The 20,249-nt window shown below is 65.2% G+C and carries 14 protein-coding genes; 6 read left to right on the forward strand and 8 right to left on the reverse strand.

Annotated elements, in window-relative coordinates; translation table 11 throughout:
* Positions 1-68: 68 nt before the first annotated feature.
* Positions 69-2,981 (reverse strand): zinc-dependent metalloprotease, encoded by a 2,913-nt coding sequence (locus ACOYYX_RS10270; protein ID WP_422929834.1) that lies wholly within the window; start codon positions 2,979-2,981, stop codon positions 69-71.
* Between the two features lie 273 nt (positions 2,982-3,254).
* The gene (locus ACOYYX_RS10275; protein WP_422929835.1) at positions 3,255-4,286 is read right to left on the reverse strand and encodes an NAD-dependent epimerase/dehydratase family protein; all 1,032 of its coding nucleotides are present in this window, start codon (positions 4,284-4,286) and stop codon (positions 3,255-3,257) included.
* Between the two features lie 316 nt (positions 4,287-4,602).
* On the opposite strand from ACOYYX_RS10275, the gene ACOYYX_RS10280 reads away from it, so the two are divergent.
* The 6 genes from ACOYYX_RS10280 (at position 4,603) to ACOYYX_RS10305 (ending at position 13,207) form a co-directional block, all read left to right on the forward strand.
* Positions 4,603-6,672 (forward strand): efflux RND transporter periplasmic adaptor subunit, encoded by a 2,070-nt coding sequence (locus tag ACOYYX_RS10280; protein ID WP_422929836.1) that lies wholly within the window; start codon positions 4,603-4,605, stop codon positions 6,670-6,672.
* 143 nt (positions 6,673-6,815) lie between these two features.
* Entirely contained in the window at positions 6,816-7,748 is a 933-nt protein-coding gene (locus tag ACOYYX_RS10285) for an efflux RND transporter periplasmic adaptor subunit (RefSeq protein ID WP_422929837.1), read from the forward strand.
* 199 nt (positions 7,749-7,947) lie between these two features.
* Positions 7,948-10,131: an HlyD family efflux transporter periplasmic adaptor subunit gene (locus ACOYYX_RS10290; protein WP_422929838.1), complete on the forward strand. Its 2,184-nt coding sequence runs from the start codon at positions 7,948-7,950 to the stop codon at positions 10,129-10,131.
* A gap of 354 nt (positions 10,132-10,485) precedes the next feature.
* Positions 10,486-11,442, forward strand: coding sequence for a DUF1559 domain-containing protein (locus ACOYYX_RS10295; RefSeq protein WP_422929839.1), 957 nt, complete (start codon positions 10,486-10,488; stop codon positions 11,440-11,442).
* Positions 11,426-11,905: a hypothetical protein gene (locus tag ACOYYX_RS10300; RefSeq protein WP_422929840.1), complete on the forward strand. Its 480-nt coding sequence runs from the start codon at positions 11,426-11,428 to the stop codon at positions 11,903-11,905. The genes ACOYYX_RS10295 and ACOYYX_RS10300 overlap by 17 nt, the downstream gene beginning before the upstream one ends.
* 45 nt (positions 11,906-11,950) lie before the next feature.
* Complete coding sequence (locus tag ACOYYX_RS10305; RefSeq protein WP_422931611.1) at positions 11,951-13,207, forward strand: PepSY-associated TM helix domain-containing protein; 1,257 nt, start codon at positions 11,951-11,953, stop codon at positions 13,205-13,207.
* A 129-nt stretch (positions 13,208-13,336) separates the two neighbouring features.
* Here the strand turns inward: ACOYYX_RS10305 and ACOYYX_RS10310 are convergent, their stop codons facing one another.
* The 6 genes from ACOYYX_RS10310 to ACOYYX_RS10335 all read right to left on the reverse strand — a co-directional run bounded on the left by ACOYYX_RS10310 (position 13,337) and on the right by ACOYYX_RS10335 (position 20,148).
* On the reverse strand, positions 13,337-13,885 hold the full coding sequence (locus ACOYYX_RS10310; RefSeq protein WP_422929841.1) for a hypothetical protein: 549 nt from the start codon (positions 13,883-13,885) through the stop codon (positions 13,337-13,339).
* A 52-nt stretch (positions 13,886-13,937) separates the two neighbouring features.
* Positions 13,938-15,266, reverse strand: coding sequence for an outer membrane protein assembly factor BamD (gene bamD / locus ACOYYX_RS10315; protein WP_422929842.1), 1,329 nt, complete (start codon positions 15,264-15,266; stop codon positions 13,938-13,940).
* A gap of 3 nt (positions 15,267-15,269) precedes the next feature.
* Positions 15,270-16,016 (reverse strand): DNA repair protein RecO, encoded by a 747-nt coding sequence (gene recO, locus ACOYYX_RS10320; protein WP_422929843.1) that lies wholly within the window; start codon positions 16,014-16,016, stop codon positions 15,270-15,272.
* Positions 16,017-16,214: 198 nt separating this feature from the next.
* Positions 16,215-17,507: a hemolysin family protein gene (locus ACOYYX_RS10325; RefSeq protein WP_422929844.1), complete on the reverse strand. Its 1,293-nt coding sequence runs from the start codon at positions 17,505-17,507 to the stop codon at positions 16,215-16,217.
* On the reverse strand, positions 17,495-18,019 hold the full coding sequence (gene ybeY, locus ACOYYX_RS10330; protein ID WP_422929845.1) for an rRNA maturation RNase YbeY: 525 nt from the start codon (positions 18,017-18,019) through the stop codon (positions 17,495-17,497). Before ybeY ends, ACOYYX_RS10325 begins: the two co-directional genes overlap by 13 nt.
* Positions 18,019-20,148 carry an HD family phosphohydrolase gene (locus ACOYYX_RS10335; RefSeq protein ID WP_422929846.1) on the reverse strand — a complete coding sequence of 710 codons (2,130 nt, stop codon included), beginning with the start codon at positions 20,146-20,148 and terminating at the stop codon, positions 18,019-18,021. Before ACOYYX_RS10335 ends, ybeY begins: the two co-directional genes overlap by 1 nt.
* Between the last annotated feature and the right edge of the window lie 101 nt (positions 20,149-20,249).

A 20,249-nucleotide genomic window follows, 5' to 3' on the forward strand; every position in this document is an offset into this window, starting at 1 on the left:
GATGTCCCCCGCGATGCAGGAGGATTCGTCCGAGGCCCCTGGATTTTCACGAACCGATCAACCGAACCTTACGGCTCGTTGGACTCGATGCCGGCGTCGAGGACCTTGGCGATCCGGTGCTTGCTCTCCTCGAGGTGGGCCCGGGTCGTGTCGTCGATCGTCAGCTCCTTGCGGGCGAGCGTGGCGTCGATCCGGTTGCCGATGTCCTTGAGGTGCAATCGGGCCAGGCTCTTGGCGTCGGCCGGGTAGGAGGCGCCGCCGCTCGAGAACAGGATGTACGCATAAGCGTCTCCGGCGCTCGCCCGGCGGTTGCCGAGGACGATCGTGCAGAGCTTGCGGAGATGCTCGCGCTGGAGGTTGCGGCGGATGGTCGAGAGGGTCAAGTTTGCCCCCTTCTCATCCGGCTTGCCGGCCGCGACCTCGGACCAGACGCCGTCGGTCAGGGTGCGGAAGACCTCGGCGATCTTGAGCGCCTCGCCCGAGCCTTCGGTCTGGAGCTCCTGGTTCAGGAGCCTCGAGAGGACCTCGGGGGCGAGGCACTCGCTGATGACGATGGACTGGATCCGCAGGACGCGCTCGTGGAGCGGGAACTCGGTGCCGACGGCCCCGGCGCTCAGGGAGTCGTCACCCCAGTGCGACCAGCGCTCGGTGGTCACGCGACGCATCAAGGCCGGCGAGAACTTGAAGGCCCGATCGCTGAGGATCTGCTCGACGAGGAAGGCGAGCGCCTCGCGCTGCTTGGCCCCCTTGACGGGGATCATCGGGTCGCGTTCCCCCTTGGTCCCCTTATGATCGCGGGAGACCGACTGCCCGCCGATGTGCGAGGCGGCCATGAAGGCGGCATTGCCCCACTGCTGGAGCAGGATCGAGAACGCCTCGCGGGCGCGGGACCAGGACTCGCCGTCCTTCACGACCTTGTCATCCAGCCCCTTGAGGAGCTCGGCGGCGAGGAGGATCCGGTCCTTCGAGAACCGGAGCGTGTCGGAAGAGAGGTCGTATGTATTCACATACGGGTCGTTGTTGAGGTACATGTCCTCGTCGGTGCCGAAGACGAGGTCGGCCTCGGGGGACCGCGCGGCGATCTTCTTCAACTCGGAGGCCTCGTCGCCATCGATGGGCTTGTAGGCGTACTCGATGGCCCAGTAGTCATAGGGGCCGAGGGTCGTGGTGACGTAGTCCCCCTGCTTCTGGCCCTTGGGGACGATGTTGATGGGGTTGTAATCCATCACGCTGCCGCTCTGCCCCTTGACCCGGGTGATCGCCGTGTCGTTGATCTGGTCGGGGTTGAGCATCGTGCTCGCCTTGAAGTTGTGGCGCAGGCCGAGGGAGTGCCCGACCTCGTGCATCACGACTTCCTTGATCATCTGGCCGAGGAACTCCTCGGGCAGCTTGGGTTCTTCATCCTTCTCCTTGTCCTTGTCCTTCGCGTCCCCTTCCTTCTCGGCCAGGGCGATCGCGGCGAGGCCCATCTCGGGCCTCATCCCGACGCTGTACTGGCAGGAGGAGAAGAGGCCGGAGGCCTGACGCTTGCGGAGCTGGACCTGGAGCCCGTTCCACTCGGCGGGGATGGCCTCGGGGGCCTGGCCGGTCGTCGGGTTGATGTCGGCCGCTGCCCGGCGATTCGGGAGTTGGAAGGGGAGGCCGAAACCTTGCTTGGCCGCCATCATCGGGCTGATGACCTGGCCGATGGCGAGGGGGACGGTCTTCGAGTCCTGCGCCGCGACGGGCAGGGAGCCGGTCAGGAACGCATACTGTTCCTTCCAGTACTTGATCCAGCTCGCATCGAAGATCACGTCGCCGTCGATCATCTCGCCCGTGAGCGGGTTGGCCCGGAGGGCGGACATGGCGAACGTGTTGCCGGTCGTGATCCAGCGGAAGGTGCAGTAGTTGATGTCTTCGGGGTCGAAGTCATCGCGCCCTTCTTCCTGCCAGCGGACGGCCAGGGCGTTGCGGATCCCGATCTTCTCGAAGGCCTTGTTCCACTCGAGGATCCCCGCCTCGACGAACGGGCGATATTCGAGCGGGACGTTGGACTCGACGTACCAGATCAACTGCTTCTTGGGCGGGGACAGCTTGGCCTTGGAGTCGGACTTCTCAATCCTCCAGCGGTTGATCTGGCGGACGAACGAGGTGTCAGGGTTGGTCAGGCCGAAGTCCTTCACCGCGCTCAGGAAGTGGCCGACGCGGTCGTCGGCATAGCGAGCGTGGTAGCCGGATTCGGGGAGCTTGGCCAGGCTGTAGTGGATCACGATGGTCCGGCCGCGGCTGTCGATCACGCCGTCGTCGCCGAAGTAGGACATGTAACGGCCGTTACCGCCGCCGAAGGTGGTCTCGACCTCGAGCTCCAGGTTGTTGGCGAAGCCCTTGATCTTGTGCCAGTTCGTCCGGCTCCGATCGACGAAGCCGAAGCCGAGGTCGGCGAAGTCGGTGAAGAAGATATCGGACAGGTTGATCAGGACAGAGCCCGACCTCGGGTGGACGCTCTGCACGGGCAGGCCCATCAGGACCGAGTCGGTGTAGTTCTGCTTGACCGCACGCTCCAGGGGAGAGCCGGAGGGGGCCTTGTAGTGGATGTTGCGGCGGATGAGCTGGACCCGGTCGCCGACCCGCTTGAAGAGCAGGACCCACTCGTCGCCGAAGTTCAGCGGCTGGCCGGCCATCGCCATGCCCCTCGCGATGGCGATGGGGGCGAGCATCGGCTGCTCGAACTGGTGGGTTTTGATCTCGGCGTAGAGGTTGTCGTCCTTGTGATAGAGGGTGAAGAGCCCGTCGATGTGCTCGGCGCCCTTGATCACGTCGTCGAAGTCGCGGTATTTCTTCTCGCCGTCGCCGCCACCGGGGCCGGACGGCCGACCCTTGGCCGCATGCGTCTCATGGTCGCCCTCGACCGTCTTGTCATCGGCGATGGCCCGGAGGAGGCCTACTGGACCGATCGCGAGTGCCAAGGCCGCGATCGAAGTCATCGTCAGGATTCGTCTCATGCGGTCCCTCATCTCTAGGTGTCGAGGCAGGATTTGCGGTGCCGCTTCGGGAAAGATGTGTTCCCGCCCGTCTGGCAAGGGCAGGGTGCGTTCTCGGGCCTTCCGGCAGGTCGACGCGCGGGAGGCCGCCGCCGCCGATTACCTAACCCATTAATTTTATCATGCCCAAAGACGGCACGACCGACAAGACCCAGGACACGCATTCGGAGATGATAGTGAGTTCGACGTGTCCGGTTGTAGCGATGTTGCTGCGTGAAGCCGGCCTGTCAGGGCTCAGGAAGAGACCGAGGCGATCGGGATTCCTGCCCGGCTCGTCTCGCGGTCGAGGAACCATCGCACGGCTCGGTCGATGCTCTCGCCGTAGGAATAAGCGGGCTTCCAGCCGAGCATCCTCGCGGCCTTCTCGGTGCTGTACTCGAGCTGTCGCCCCATGAGCCAGGTGGCATATCGGCTGATGAGGGGCGGCTCCTTCTTGCGCCTGAGGCGTCCCTGGGCCTCGAGCAGGAACGAGGCACCGAAGACGAGGCGATAGGGGAGGCTGCGTCGCATCGGGGGCACGCCGCAGGCGGCCGCGAAGAGATTCAGGAACTCTTCCTGGGTGATCGGCCCTTGATTGGTGATGTTATACGCCTCGCCCACCGACCCGGGATGCTCGGCGGCGAGGATCGCGGCGTCGGCGACGGTCCCCGCATAGACGGCGCTGAGGGGATTGCCGCCGGGGCCGATCAGGCGGACCTGGCCGCGGCGCAACCGGTTGATCAGGCGTTGCGTGGTCGTGCGATCGCGCTCGCCGTAGAGCCAGCTCGGGCGGATCACCGTGAGCGGCAGGTGGTCGCGCCCGGCGACCCTCCACAGCATCCGCTCGCACTCGACCTTGCTCCAGGTGTAGTAGTCCCAGGGCCACCAGACGTTCTGGCCGAGGCTGGCGTCCTCGGCGATGGGCGGGCCCCCTTCGGTGGGATGGCCGTAGGCGCTGGTGGAGCTGATGTGGAGGAATCGCAGGACTCCGGCCGAGGCGGCGGCGCCGGCGAGGTTCTCGGTCGCGTCGATGCAGCCGGCCTGGAACTCGGCCCAGGTCCCCCAGTCGCCGACCTTGGCCGCGGAGTGATAGAGGATGGCGCAGCCATCCAGGGCGCGGCTCAACTTGTCGCTGTCGTCGGCGAGGTCGCCCCGGACGAGTTCGACGCCGAGCGACTCGAGGAAACGCGTATCACTCCCCGGGCGCACCAGGGCGCGTACATTTCGCCCTCGCGCAACCAGGCGCTCGGCGAGATGACTGCCGAGCAGTCCCGTTCCACCGGTCACAAAGTCGCACTCGGCCACCGCCGTTCCATTCCTTTCGCAAAACGCTCATTTTATCACTGTCACTCTTTTCTCGACAAGAACGGGTTGGTTTCGGTAGCAGACATTGTGGATAAGCGGGGACTTTGGGGGGTGTCGGCCCCTATTCTCGGTCTGCTCGGGGCGAAGAAAAAAATCCGTAAGGAAGATCGCCCGACCACTTGTCCGGTTGCAGGTGTGCCGTATACCCCGCGCCAGGACTCCCTGGCGATCGATTCGAGGACGCGGGTGTTGGCTGGTCAGTCGACTCAGACCTTGGCGCCCAATGGCGGGAACCACCATGCCGGAAGAAACCATTGATCCAGGTCTGCTCGAGCAGACAAAGAACCAGATCCGCAAGCTGGTGGCGGAGATCGCCGATCTCGCCGAGTCGGACATCCAGCCGACCGAGTTCTACGTGGAGTTCCTGAATCGCGCCGTGGCGGCCGTCGCCGCATCCGGCGGCGCCTTCTGGCTCCTCGACGGCCGCGGCAGCATCAAGCTGCAACACCAGCTCGAATTCAGGCTGACTGGCCTCCTCGACGGTCGGGTCAAGACGCAGCCCCACGATGCCTTGTTGGGCTGCATGATCCAGGCCTCCCAGCCGCAAATCATCCCCCCGGGCGCGACGATCGAGGGGGTGCCCAACGCCGGCAACCCGACCGCGTTCTCCCTGATCCTCGCCCCGCTCATGGTCGACAAGCAGGTCGTCGGCCTGATCGAGATCCTCATGGATCCGACCCGACGGGCCGCCACGCAGAAGAGCACGCTCCGCTTCGTGAGCGACCTCTGCGACCTCGCCGGCAACTACCTCAAGAACCGCCAGATGCGACAGATGATGTCGCAGCAGCGGCTCTGGAACCAGCTCGAAGGCTTCACGCACCAGATCCACGGGTCGCTCGACCTGCGAGAGACCTCCTATGCCGTGGCCAACGACGGCAAGCGCCTCGTCGGCTGCGACCGACTGAGCGTCGCGCTGAAGCTCGGCGGCCGCGTGATGGTCGAGGCCGTCAGCGGGCAGGAAGTCGTCGAGCAGCGGGCCAACCTGATCCGCGAGCTGACCAGGCTCTGCAAGGCCGTGATCCGCTCGGGCGAAGACCTCGTCTACACGGGCAACACCGAAGGGTTCTCGCCCGACATCCGCGACGCCCTGGAAATGTACGTCGACGAGTCGGGCTCGAAGGCCGTCATCGTCACGATCCTGCACAAGCCCGAGACCGAGCCGAACAAGGAGCGGGTCGCCTTCGGCTGCCTCGTGGCCGAGCAGATCGGAGACGAGCTCGCCCCGACCGACGCCCACGCCCGCACCGAGGTCGTCTCGAGGCACTCCTCGACCGCCCTCTGGAACGCCCGCGAGCACGACCGCATCTTCCTCCTCCCGGCGCTCAAGGCGATCGGCTCCCCCTGGCGGTTCTTCCGCGGCCGGATGCTCGCGAAGATCGTCGCCGTGCTCTTGCTCATCGTCGGCATCGTCGCCGCCCTGGCACTCGTGCCCTGGAAGCTGACGATCGAAGGCCGCGGCTCGCTGCTGCCCGAGCAGCGTCGGATCACATATGCCCCGTATCAGGGGATCGTCGTCGACGTGCCGGTCGTCCACGGCGCCCGCGTCAAGGCCGGCGACCTCCTCGCTCGCCTCGAGAGCAAGGAGCTCGAGAAGGAGCTGAAGCAGCGGATGGCCGAGCATGAGAAGGCCATGTCGCAGGAGAATCACCTCCGCGCCCAGGTGAATGTCGCCTTGAAGGGCCGCCCCGAAGAGGTGATCCAGCTCCGCGGCCAGGAGCAAGAGGCCAGGATCACGGCCAGGAGCACCAAGGAGCAGATCGAGATCATCAACCAGCAGCTCGAGACGCTGAAGATCCTCGCGCCTCAGGACGGCATCGTCACGACCTGGGAAGTGAAGAAGAACCTGCTCGGCCGGCCCGTCGAGATCGGCCAGGAGCTCGTCACCGTCGCGGCCACCGACGGAGACTGGGTGCTCGAGGTCGAGGTCCCCGACGACGACATGGGCCCGATCCTGGCCGCCCAGAGCCAGCTCCAGAAGGACATCAAGGCGGGCAAGAAGCCGGTCGGCACCCGCCTCTCCGCCTACTTCGTGACCGCGACCGACCCCGAGCACCGCTACCCGGGGTACGTGACCCGGATCGCGTCGAAGGCCGAGCTCGTCGAGACCAAGCACGTCGTCAAGGTGACCGTGGGCTTCAGCAAGGAGGTCCAGCAGGACTTCCTCTCCCACAAGGTCGAGTTGCGGAACGGGGCCGAGGTCCGGGCCCGCGTGAACTGCGGCGAGGCCCGACTCGCCTACGTGTTGCTCCGAGACGTCGTCCACGTCTTCTACGAGACGGTCCTCTTCCGCTGGCCATTCCTGCAGTGAGTCTTGGTGATCGACGTGTCGATGGGGGCGGGGCGCCCGCGAGACTCGCCGGGGGCGAGTCTCCCGCCCCGGCGACCGGCCCGCTCCGTCTTCGCAACTGCTGTCAGGCTCCAATTTACACGCATGAGTCCCGGAGGCTCGCCATGTTCTTCCCGAAGAGATCCGCAGCCCTGGCTGTGGGCTTCGTGACTACTCTGTCCCTCGCGACACTCGGCCAGAACCCGGCCCCGGCGGCTCGTGGCGGGGAAACCCTGGTCGTCGACGACGCCCAGATCGAGTGGGTCGAGAAGTCCGACGTCGCCGCCCTCCGCGAGGGCGTCATCGAACGCATCGAGCTCGACCACGGCATGGTCGTAGCCAAGGGGAAGCCGATCGGCTACCTCCACCACGAGACCGCCGACCTGACGGTCGAGAAGGCGGTCCAGATCTACAAGAGCACCGCCGCCGAGGAGAAGGCCCTGGCCCAGCGTGAGCTCGCCCTGTCCGTCCTGGCGACGAGCGTCCGGCTCAACCAGCGCAACAAGGACATGGTCTCCAAGGAGGAGATGCAGAAGGCCGAGGCCGAGGTCAAGGTGGCCGAGGCCATGCGGCACGAGGCCATCGAGAAGCGGAAGATCGACGCCGCCGACCTCGCCCTCGCCAAGCAGGCGGTCGAGGAGCACACCATCCGAGCCCCGTTCGACGGGATCGTCCTCGAGCGGCTCAAGTCCCCGGGCGAGAGCATCCGGGCCAATGAGGCCGTCGTCCGCCTCGGCAACATGGACAAGCTCCGCTGCTTCGCCTACGTCCCGCTCGAATACGCCTACCGCGTCAAGGAAGGGCAGATCATCGAGGTCCAGCCCCGCCTCGTCGACGTCCGCGGCGGCGCCCCGAACCCCATCGAGCAGAAGAAGTTCCGGGGCAAGATCACGTTCGTCGACCCCCAGATCCAGGCCGTCGCCGAATCCGCCGTGCGCGTCTTCGCCGAGGTCGAGAACAAGGATCACGAGCTCCGCCCTGGCCTCAAGGCCGTGATGACCATCTATCTCTCCGACGAGGTGCCGACGAGGACCGCCGGCGCCCGGACGAACCCTTGATCGGCCCGCTGGGCCGGTCGACCCGACCGTCGGCCGAGGCCTCTCCCATCACGGGGGCGGCCTCGGCGAGCCGGAGCGGTCTCGGGGGCGCGATCCGCAAGCATCCGCCCGACCTCGTCCCGACCAATTGTCCGGCCCAAGCCTTGACCCGTGATGATCTGACGTTCGCCTTCCGAACTGAGCCGAGGGCTGCCGACCGATGAGTTCCGCCCCAACCATGTCGCCCGGGGCCCCGATGGGGCAAGCCGCCGAGCACCTCAAGGTGAAGCTCCGGCCCGATCTCATTGTGCAGCCGCAGTTCTACGAAGGGATGACGCACTACGTCATCAAGGACCCCATCGCGCTCAAATACTTTCGATTCAAGATCGAAGAGTATTTCCTGCTCCAGCAGCTCGACGGCAAGAACACCCTCCAGGACGTCAAGCGGGCGTTCGAGCGCAAGTACCGCCCGCAGACCATCTCCATCGACGACCTCACTCGCTTCACCGCTCAGTTGCACGAGGCCGGGCTCGCCCTCATCGACAGCCCCGAGCAGGCCAAGGTCCTCATCCGCCGCCGTCGCAAGAACCGGTGGAAGAAGGTCTGGCAGTTCCTCGCCAACATCCTCTACATCAAGATCCCCGTCATCGACCCCGAGAAGATGCTGACGGGGATGTATCCCTACTTCCGCTGGCTCTTCACGCCGTTCTTCGTCACGTTCAGCGTCGGCATGATGCTCGCCGCATTGACGCTGGTGGTCAGCCAGTGGACGACCTTCAGCGCCAAGCTGCCGGAATTCCAGAGCTTCTTCAACTGGCGCACGATCTTCTACTTCTGGATCAGTCTGGCGATCATCAAGATCATCCACGAGTTCGGGCACGGGCTCACCGCCAAGCACTTCGGCGGCGAGGTGCACGAGATGGGGATGCTCTTCCTGGTCCTCACGCCGGCCCTCTATTGCGACGTGACCGATAGCTGGCTGCTGCCCAACAAGTGGAAGCGCATCTGGATCTCGGCGGCCGGCATCTATGTCGAATGCTTCCTCGCCAGCCTCGCCACGTTCGTCTGGTGGAATACCGAGCAGGGGCTCTTGAACAGCCTCTGCCTGGCGACCATGTTCATCTGCTCGGTCAACACCATCCTCTTCAACGCCAACCCGCTGCTGCGTTATGACGGCTACTACGTCATGGCCGACTGGCTCGAGATCCCGAACCTGCGGATCAAGAGCGCCCAGTTCTTCACCTACCTCTTCCAGGAGAAGGTGCTCGGGCTCGAGGTGCCGGTCCAGAGCTACATGCCGAGGGCCCGGCGGGCCCTGTTCGTCTTCTACGCGATCGCCAGCTACATCTACCGCTGGGTCGTGACCTTCAGCATCCTGTTCTTCCTCTACAAGTTCCTCCAGCCCTACAAGCTGGGCTCCATCAGCGCCATCATGGCGGTCGGCTCGCTGGTCCCGCTCATCGGGATGCCGCTTTACCAGTCCATCAAGTTCATCCGCACCCCAGGGAGGATGCGTAAGGTGAAAAAGGCAAGGGCCGCGGCCTTCGCGGCGATCGCCGTGGCCTCATTGGCCGGAATCCTCCTGATCCCGACGCCGCTCCGGGTCCAGGGGACGTTGGTGCTGACCGCGGCCAAACCCGATGAAGTGTACGCCGAGTCCCCGGGACGTCTCGTCGAGTTGAACGTCCGGGACGGCGAATGGGTCAAGAAGGATACCGTCATCGCGAAGCTCTCCAACCCGGAGAAGATCCGCGAACGTATCCAGCTCCAGGAGCAGCAGATGGCCAGCTCGGCGAAGGCCCGCTGGTTCCTCACCAGCTCCAACAACGACCACCGCGCCATCGGCAAGCAGCACGAGGTGATGGCCGATGACCTCGAGCCGGCAATCGAGAAGGTCATCGAGCAGATCAGCAAGCTCACCCTGGTCGCCCAGCGCGACGGCATGGTCATGGGCGTGCCCCATCCCGAGACCATCGGCCAGTGGGTCAAGCCGGGCAAGCCCTTCTGCGAGGTGGCCGACCCCCACAAGCTCGAAGCCCATCTCCTCCTCGACCAGTCGGACGTCGACCTCATCCGCCTCGACCGCAAGGCCTGGCTGAAGATCTACGGCGACTCCGAGATGACCTTGAGGAGCAAGGTCGGCGAGATCGCACAGAAGACCCAGGACGAGATCCCGCCCGAACTCTCGAACCTCGCCGGCGGCGAAATCGCCACGAAGCAGGATCCCAAGACGAACGCCGCCAAGCCGCTGAACGCCGTCTTCGAGATCATCATCCCGGTCGAGAACGAGGACCTCGCCCTCCAGCCCGGCCTCCGCGGCTTCGCCAAGATCGACGGGGGGACCTCGACCCTCGGCTGGTGGCTCTGGCGACTCGTCGCCAAGACCTTCCACTTCACCCTCTAAGGCCGGCCGGGGCGTCTCCTATGAATTAGGACGCCCTCAGGCTAAAGACAGCCGCACATTCCGGCCCGCCCGGCGACTCGCAAGTGTCGCCGGGCGGGCCTTCCCATTTCCCTCCAGGTCGGCGAATCCTGAATTCCTCACGGAGAATTCCCTGCTGGCCCCTTGAAAGTGCCTCCCGGGCGTTGGCATACTGACCAACCACTGAGACTGACACTCAATGTCATTTGACGACATGCAACCTTGAGATCTGAGTGGTTCTCACATCCTGCCAAAGGCAAGGTCCCGCCTGAGACGCCCGGGTCGATTGCAGACCGGGGGCGTCATTCCCCCCGAAAGTCGAAAGAGTTTTCAACCATGATTCTCCAACGAGTGGCCCTGCTAGGTCGGCGAGCGGCGTTCACGCTCATCGAGTTGCTGGTGGTGATCGCCATCATTGCCGTGCTCATCAGCCTCCTGCTCCCGGCGGTCCAAGCCGCGCGCGAGGCAGCTCGACGAGCCCAGTGCTCGAACAACCTCAAGCAGTTGGCCCTCGCCACGCACAATTATGTCGACGTGAATAGCACGTTCTGCCTCGGCCAGTTCGTGGTAACGTTCCCGAGGGGGCAGGTCAACATCTCGAGCTGGACGCTGGGGCTCGCACCGTTCATGGAGCAGCAACCCCTCTTCAATAGCTGGAACTTCGGCTTCAATTTCACCGAGCCGCAGAACACGACGGTCTCTCAGACGTCCGTGAAGGCGTTCCGCTGCCCGTCGTCGCTCGCGGGGGACGTCGAGGACTTCACCGCCAGCTATGCGATGGCGAACATCGCGGCCGGCGGGACCTTCCGCTCGGCCACCGTCGACTATGCCGTGAGCGCCAACTCGTTTGTCAACACGGACCTCTCCGGGAACGCTGCGCAGGGGGTCATCGCCTACTCCGGCTCGATGCCGGTCCGGCCCGCGTCGGTCACGGACGGGCTGTCGAACACGCTCCTGTTCATGGATATGACGGGTGGCGCCAAGCTCTACGGCCCCAAGGGGACGCCGATCACCGTCGCGGGGCTCCCCTGGACGGCGATGGGGCACATGGGCGGCCTGAACCGGCTCTCGCTCCGGGGCTGGAGCTATGACGGCCTGATCCAATTCGGCGGCAACTGCGTGGTGAATTGCAACAACGGAGGCGGCAACGTCTACAGCTTCCACGCCGGGGGCTCGAACATCGCGATGGCCGACGGCAGCGTCCGCTTCCTCAAGAAGACGATCGCCGCCGTCGTACTCCATCAGCTCGTCTCGCGCGACCAGGGTGAGGTGCTCAGTGCCGACCAGTACTGAGGCCCTGGCGCGGCGTGTTGCCGTCGCCCTCATCGCGCTCTTATCAGTCGCCGGCTGCGGCGAGGAGTCGGACGGGCTCGAGAAGTACCCGGTCCGGGGCTCGGTACTGGTCAACGGCAAGCCGGCCGAGATGATGGCCGTGACCTTCCACAACTCCGACGCGAACGCCCCCGGTAATGCCTCCAGGCCCGTCGCCGTGACCGATGCCGAGGGGCGTTTCACGCTCTCGACCAACGCCGACAAGGACGGGGCCATCCCCGGCGAGTACCTGGTCACCTTCTTCTGGTCGTCGGAGAACGGCCCCTCGGCCTACGACCGCCTCGGGGGTCGTTTCCAGAACCCGAAGGCGTCGACGTTCAAGGTCCAGGTCGGGCGCAAGGAGAACGACCTCGAGCCGTTCAAGCTCGACGTCGATTCCAAGGCGCCCAAGCCGGCTCGCAAGATCCAGGCTTTGCCCCAGTAGGCCTTCTCTCCCCCCGGGCGAACTCCGAAGGAGGCGGCGATCGTGATGAAACGATTCCTCAAATGGAGGCGTCTGACCAACCGGATCCACCTGGTCCTGGGCCTGATCGCGGCGCTCCCGGTGATCCTCCTGGGGCTCACCGGCGCCGTGCTCGTCTTCGAGCCCGAGCTGGACCGTTGGCTCGACCCTCACCTCTGGATCGTCAAGCCCGGCGAGGCACGCAAGCCCTATCAGGATCTGCTCGAATCCACCAGGGCGGCCTTCCCCGGTCATCAGATGATCAGCATGTTCTTGCCTTTCCTCCCGGATCAGGCCGGCCTCCTCTACGCCCGCGATACCGCGTCGAAGTCGGCGCGGCCGCTCGAGATCTTCGTCGATCCGTATACGGGAAAGGTCCTCGGCTCCCGTCCGTCCGCCTCGTCGTTGATCGGAACCCTCCGATATCTCCATACGAACTTCCTGCTGACGTGGGGGGGCTACATCGGCGGCACGGCGTCGGCGATCCTGCTGACCTTGCTCGCGAGCGGGCTCGTGCTCTGGTGGCCGACGGGCAAGGACAAGGGGGCCGGCTTCAAGGTCCGCCTCAAGCGTCACTGGCGCACGATCAACTACGACGCCCACCGCGCGGTCGGCTTCTACGCGACGCCGATCCTCTGCGTGATCGCCCTGACGGGGTGCGTGTTCACCTTCCACACAGTGCTACACCCGTTGATCTACAAGCTGACCTTCACCAAGCCCTTGCCGAGGCTGGTGAAGGCCAGGCCGATCGCCGGGGTGCCCCCCATGAATCTCGACAGGATCATCGCCCGATCCAACGAGGCCATGCCGGAGACGTTCCCGACCTTCGTCGTCTTCCCGGCCAAGCCCGGTGAGCCGATCCGGCTCACGAAGCGTCGGCCGACGGGAGAGCCCCGCGACATCGGGCGGTCTTTCGTCTCGCTCCACCCGCAGACGGGGGACCTGCTGCTCGAGCACAGCTACAGGACCCGCTCCTTCGGCGACGACGTGGTCTCCTGGAATCGACATATGCACATCGGTGCCTGGGGCGTCTATTTCAACCGGACGTTCGGGCTCATCATCAAGTCGGTCTGGCTCCTCGTCAGCCTCGTCCCCGCGGGCCTCGCCGTCACGGGGATCGTCATCTGGTGGAAGCCCAGGGCGAAGCGAACTCCCAAGGCGGCCGGCGATGAGGCGAAGGGCGCAACAACCCCGAGGAAACGAGCCCTCGCGCTCGCGACGAACTCAGGGGCCGTCGAACCTGAGCCTGAGCCTGAAGGGTTCGCGGACATCTCGACACATTGAGGCGTGCCAGAAAGGCGCGGGCCCCGGCGCCGTCAGCGAACTGACGACGCCGGGGCCTCAGGAGGACTGCTCCGCGGCGGATGTGCGCCGGCATCCGCTTGATCTCGGATCCGCAAGGTGGCCTGGTGATCAGGCTTCCTCGACGGACCAGGCGACTTCCATCATGTCGACGATCTGGGTCGCCAGGTTCTGGCACGTGTTGTAGAAGGCGGTCATCGAGGTCTCGCCGACTTCGGGTGCGAAGTTCACCGTCTCGGCGACGACCGTCGGGGCCCGGTTCTTCTCGTAGTCAAGCGGCGGGTTGTGGACCCAGTTGACCGAGGCATTCACCATCGCGGTGAGCTGACGAGGCATGTTGTCCGGGTTCTCGACGACCGTGTTCTTGTCGGCGTAGTTGATGGTCCCCTCGAGGATCGTATCTCCCTGCTCCAGCGTGCCGACCACCTTGTAAGGGGTCCGTTTTTCGATCTCCTTGATCGTGAGTTCCGTGAGCTGGAGCTGGATCTCGCGACGGAACGTGAGCGACCGGAAGACCGGGACGTACACCGTGCGGATGCTGGTGTCGTAGGGGGGCCGGATCGAGTAGCCGCAGCCGGCCTCGGCGACGAGGAAGAGGCCGGCAAGCCGAAGCAGGTCTCGTCGCGTGGGTTGTTCGATCTGACGTCGTCGGGAACTCATCCGGACCCTCCTTGGAGATCGGAATTGTCGCTGGCGGACGGACAACTCGCGATCAATTCATGCCACCAGGCCCCATCCCCATACCACCCATACCGCCGCCACCCATGCCACCCATGCCGCCGCTACCCATGCCACCCATGCCGCCGCTGAACGGATCCGAGCTCGCGGGCTGGCTCATGATCTTGCTCGGGGCGAATTCCTTACGGGGCAGTTTGGCCAGCGAGGCGAGTTCCGTCTTGGACTTCTCGGCCCAAGAGCTCTTGGGCCAACGTTGCCGGACCTTGCCGAAGTAGAATTCGGCCGAGGTGATCTTGTTGGTGCGCTTGTAATACTCGGCGACCTTGAATGTACGTTCTGCCTCGGCGTCGTTGATGATGTCGAGGGTGTGGTAGAGCTTCTCGTTCTGCCCGGGTCGGTCCGGGAAGGACGCCATCGTCTGCTTGATCAGCTCCCGCGACTTCTCAAGGCCGCTGCCGTCGTACTCGGGTCCGAGGTAGGACTTGATCCGAGAGTCGATGCTCGCGAGCTGGGCCTCCTGGACGTACTCGCTCTTGGGATGGTCGGTGGTGAGCTGGTCGTAGTGCATGGCGGCCATCTCGTAGTCGCCATCCTTGATGTATTGATGGGCGATCCGCATCACGGCGTCGTCGGCCAGGGGGCCGGTCGGGTCATGGTGCCGGACGTGCTCGAGCGCCTGAAGGCCATCGCCATGCGGGTCGAGCATCGGCTGCTGGCCGTTGAAGCGGGAGTACCAGGGGAGCTTCTTCTGGGCGGGCGTCTTGGGATCGCTCTGGGCGAGCCAGGTCTCGCCGATCGCGTACTCGCGACTGACGAGCTTGTCGATGTATTCGGTACCCGGATAGTCGGCGAAGAGCTGTTCGAAGCTCGTGTGCGCGGCGACGAGGTTCCCGCGCTGATACTGGCTCTCGGCGACGTAGAACTGGGCCTGCTCGCCCCAGGGGGAGCCCTTGCGGTTCTTGGCGATCAACTTGAAGGCGGTCTCGGCCTCGGCGAGTTTCCCTTGCTGGAAGAGCTTCTCGGCCGCCTGGAACTCGGCATCGGCCTCGGGGTTCGACTGGGTCTTGATCGGGCTCCAGCCGTCGGAGCCGAGGACGAGGGTCGACCTCTGCTCGGCCTTGCCGTAGGGGCTCGCCTTGGGGCTGAGCCAGCGGGCCATCAGGTTGCGGTCGTCGCCGACCTCCTCCTTGGTCGGGGCCTTGGACAGCGACGAGTCGCGCCCCATGCGCCAGGCAGTCAGGGTGCTCCCGCTGCTAAGGCAACCGGTAGACGAGGCCGTCCCCAGGAGGACGAGGGCAGCGCCCAGCCATTGCCGCGTTCGTCGGCCTTGGCCAGGTTCGGGATGCCGGTTCGCCAGGTCCATCGATCAGACTCCCAGAAAAGGCAAGAGACGTGGCCGGTGACCCATGAGGTGGCTGACGATGCTCCCCAGGGTCGTCCGCACCGGTTGCAAGGCCGAAGGGCTCGGATCCAGGTCGCGCCAATCGTTGCCGGGGCTGGCCAGGATCCGGATCGCGTCCAGGGTCCGCCCCGTGAGCGTCGCGACGTGAGGCTGGCCCGGTCGACACTCGGGGCAGAGGACTCCGCCCGTCGCCAGGCCGAACGCGAAGGTATCCCCTCGCGCCTCGACGTACTGGCCGCAGTGTGCGCAGGCATCCAGCATCGGCATCGAGCCCAACTCCCTCAGGCAAGCCAACTCGAACCGGAGCACTCGCCTCGACCGCAAGAGCGGGTCGCCCAGTTGCCGCAAGGTGATCGCGGCCGCGTCGAACAGTCTGGGGTGCGGATCGTTGAAGTCGGTCAGGTCCGACAGCAGCTCGGCGATGTAGTAGCCGGCATAAAGGGCCGCCAGATCGCGGCGAAGTGAGCCAAAGCGTTCGAGGGCCACGGCCTCGGTTACCAGGTCGAGCGCCTCGGTCGCCTTGTGGAGCAACACGATATCGGAAACATCCAGGAGGTCAAGGCCACCCTGGAGCGGCGACTTGAGCCGCCGCGCCCCCTTGGCCAGCGCGGAGACCTTGCCGATCTCGCGCGTGAAGATCGTGACGACGGAACTCGTCTCGAACACGTCGGTCGACCGCACCACGATCCCGAGCGTACGAACGCTGGCCACGAAGCCACTCCCACCCGCCGAGCGAAGAGTTGATGAAGGTCGGCCGAGCCCGGAATATCGACGATGTGGCCGAATCGTAGAAGACCAAACGGCCGAGACGACGGTAGTCCAACGTACGCCTTGGCTTGGGCACGTCGAACTGCCGTCGTTTCGGGAATTGTTTGGGAAGCGGCCAGGCGCCGCGGCGCGGGCTGGGCCTCAGTTGCTCGAGCTGCTCACCGTGGAAGGTTGGAGGTCGACGAGCACGCGCCGGATCGTGTGGTCGGCGACTTCGAGGATCGTGAACTCGACGCCGTATTGCCGGAACGAGGCCCCGCGCTCGGGCAGGCGGCCGAGCGCGTGGAAGGCCAGGCCCCCGAGCGTGAGGAAGTCCTCATCCGTCGGCAGGTGGAGGCGCAGCCGCTCGTTGAGGTGTTCGAGCGAGAGGGTCGCGTCGACCTCGTAGCGCCCGGGGCCTACCGGGATGATCACGTCGGCCGGCGTGGGCGGGTCGTGCTCGTCGTCGATCACGCCGACGAGCTGTTCCAGGAGATCCTCGAGGGTGATCAGCCCGGAGACGCCGCCGTACTCGTCGAGCACGATGGCGATCTGGGTCCGCTTCGAGCGGAACTCGTTCAGGAGCTCGAAGGCGTTCTTCGTCTCGGGGATGCAATACGCGGGGCGGACCAGCTTGCGCGGGACGACCGTGTCGGGATCCGACGCCTCGGTCATCCTGGGGAAGAGGTCTTTGGCGTAGAGGATCCCGACGATGTCGTCGCGGTTCTCGCCGAAGATCGGGATCCGGCTCAGCCCCGTCTCGCTGAAAGTCGCCGCGGCCCCCCGGGAGGAGATCGACGAGGGCAACGAGACGATCGAGGACCTCGGCGTGATGATCTCGGAGATATCCTGGCGTGTCAGTTCGATCGCGTGCTGGAGCATCTGGCGAGCGGACTCGGGCAGGTCGGCCTCGAGGTCTTCGGCCTCGCCCCCTTCAGCTGGCACCTCGACCTCGACGCTGGCGGGCCTGGGCGAGACGTCGTAGGAGCGGGAAAGCTGTCGAGCCAGCCGTTCCACGAGCGTCCAGCCGAGCGTCAACGGCGTGGTCGCGGTTCGGAGCATCGGGCTGGCCGGCCAGAGCGTATAGATCACGTTCTCGGCGTAGATGCGCCCGCCGACGCCGGCCAGGACGTAACCAAGGGCCCCGATCATCAACGCGATGGCGATGATTGCCTCATTCGCGAGGTGTGGCGCCGTGCGATCGACCGTGACGCCCAGGAGCGCCGCCAGGGTGAGCCCGGTGACCACGGCAAGGGTCTCGGCGCTAAGCTCCGTGCGTACGTCCTGATGGGCGATTTCGTCCGCTCGGGCCTCATTCCCTCGGGCGAGGCAGAGGGCCTCCAGGCGGCTCCTCGAATAGGTTCGTAGCGCCTTGGCCAACATGACCGAAACGAGGTGCGCTGCCAGGACGAGGAGTCCCAGGATCAACGTCGCTCCCCAATTTAGAGCGGCCACCGCGTGCTCTCCCGTCCTGGAGTATCGGTCTCGGCGAGCCCGATGAGAGGAAACGTGTTGGTCAGACCTTCGCCCGCCAGGATCGCGTCTTCGCGACTGCGCATCGCTTCCCGGTCTTCGGCGGAATGGTCATCATAGCCACAAAGGTGGAGCAAACCATGGACCACATAAAGCGCAAGCTCGGCCCAGGGGTCAACCCCGGCTCGCTTTGCGGTCGTCGCCGCCATCTCGGTCGAGACGACGAGTTCCCCCGCGAGCACCGGCTCATCCGGGTCTGAAAGCGGGAATGTGATCACGTCCGTGGGCCAATCATGCTCGAGGTGGCGACGATTGACCTCATGAATGGTCGCGTCATCGACCAGGGCCAGCGAAATCGAGGCCTGTTCGATCTTCTCGTGCCCGAGCGTGCGTCGGACGAGGCCGATGAGCGCCTCGCGATCGACGTCGAGGAAACGTTGATTGTCGCTGATCTCGACCTCGATGGCGCTCTCGGTAGTCGCCTTGTTGTCCATCACGCGGTCCGCTGCTCGGGATATTTGACTCGACCGTGGTAGATGCCGATCAACGACTTGATCAGGCTTTCTCGGATTTCGCCGATCTCGCGGAGCGTCAGCCCGCATTCGTCGAACTGGCCATCGCGTAAACGCTTCTCGATCAGGTCGCGGACGAGGCCCTCGATGCGGGCGGGGGTCGGCTCCGAGAGTGTCCGGCTGGCGCTCTCCACGGCGTCGGCCACCATCAGGATGCCCGCCTCCTTCGACTGGGGCTTGGGCCCCGGGTAGCGGAAGGCCCGCTCCTGGATCGCGGCCGCGTCGGGGTTGCCGTCATTCCGACGGTTCGCCTCGTGATAGAAATATTCGACTAGGGTCGTCCCGTGGTGCTGCTCGATCAGGTCGATGATCTGCTCGGGCAGGTGGTGCTGTCGGCCCAGGTCGACCCCGTCCTTCACGTGTCCGATGATGATGAGCGTGCTCATTGCTGGGGCGAGATTAGCGTGGCGGTTCGCGGCACCCGCGAGATTTTCCACGAAATAATGGGGCTTGAGCATCTTGCCGATGTCGTGGAAATAGGCCCCGATGCGAACCAAGACGGCATTGGCACCGATCCTCTCGGCCGCGCTTTCGGAGATCGCACCGACCGTGATCGAATGGTTGTGAGTGCCCGGGGCGCGTCGGACGAGCTCCTGGAGCAATGGGTGCGTGATGTCGCCGAGCTCGAGCAAACTAATGCCTGTCACGATGCCGAAGGCGTTTTCCACGAACGGCAAGCTGCCGCCCAGGAAGAATCCGGCCATCAGTCCCCAGCCGGCACGCCAGAGGCTGTCGCTCAGGATCAAGCTGAGCGGCTGATCCTGCCAGAGCCCCGTGGCCCAGGTGAGGAGGAAGTAGGCAACCGCAGCGGTCGCCCCGACCTTGATCAGCTTGGTTCGAGTGCGCACCTCGGTGAGCGTCAAGGCCCCGGCAGCCGTCCCTCCCATGAGGACGAGGAAATGGGCAATCCCCGTCCCAAGTGCAAACGTCGTGAGCAGGGACAGCGCGAAGGTGACCATCAGCGCGAAGTGCGGGTTGTAGGCGATGGCCAGGATCATCGTCGCGCTGGCGACCGGGATGAGCTCGGCATCCCACGGCTGGAGCGAGACGAGGCGGACGAGCGCGATCGAGACCACGACGAGGCCGCAAAGGGCGGCGATCCGCTTGAGGTCGAAGGCGATCTGGGGTTCGTGGCGGACCACGTAGAAACCCGTGAGCGTAAAGAGGGCGGAGACGATCAAGATGATCGAGCCGGCCCGGCGCACCCGGTCGCCGACCGTGAGCAGGCGCTTGGCGGCATCGTTCTCGAGGCGGAGGAGGATGAGCTGCTCTTCCTCGATCTTCTGCCCCTGCTCGACGAGGACATCCCCCTGATGATAGGTGTCGTAGACCTTGTTCACCTTCTCCCAGGCGATCTCACGCTGACGGCTTGTGTAATGCTCGTCGTAGGTGAGGGTCGGCGTCCCGGCGAGCTTTTCAGCGATCAACCGGAAGAGGGTGGTGCCGAGCTTCTCGGAGGTGAAGGCCTTGACGAACTCGCGGCTGACCGTCCCCTCGGGCTTGGCGACCCGTTCCGGCACGACGCGCTCGCGGGTGACGTCATGGGCTTCCTCGGGGCTCTGGCCCAGGGTGCGGACCGAGAGGGTCCGGCTCGACTCCTCGTGGCGAGGTAGCGTGTCATAGCCGAGGACGCCGTCGCGGAGCAGGGGGGCGAACGCCTCCATGAGTTGGCGATGGACAGCCTCGCGCTCCTCCTGGGTCTCGGTTTCGGCCCGGATCGTGTCGAAGGCTTCGGCGTTGAGCTTCCAGGTCGCTCGCAGGTTCCCGGGCAGGGAGTCGAGGGCGGGGGCCTTGGTAATCGCGACGATGAGGTCGTCGAGGCGCTCGGAGAGGTCGCGGAGGGGCGTGGGGTCGTTGATCATGGCCAGGGGGACCTGGTCGACCTCGGCCTGACGCTCGGAGTTGGTCTTCTTCTGATTCTGGCGCTTGAATTCCGGCACGTTGACGCGGATCTCTCGATCCGGGCGCTGGCCGAGCCGGTAGGTGAAGGGGGGGCCGGACCCATGCACGATGGCGGCCGTGACCAGCACCGTGACACCGACGATAGCCAAGCGTGCCAGCCGGCTTCGCTGCCGGGCCTGACGACCTTGTTGGAGGGCGATCGGATTGGTGGGCCTCAGTTGGGCCCGGGTAAGTTTGGAACGACGTTTAC

The sequence above is a fragment of the Singulisphaera chitinilytica genome (genome assembly GCF_049331405.1).
Classification (GTDB): domain Bacteria; phylum Planctomycetota; class Planctomycetia; order Isosphaerales; family Isosphaeraceae; genus PoT.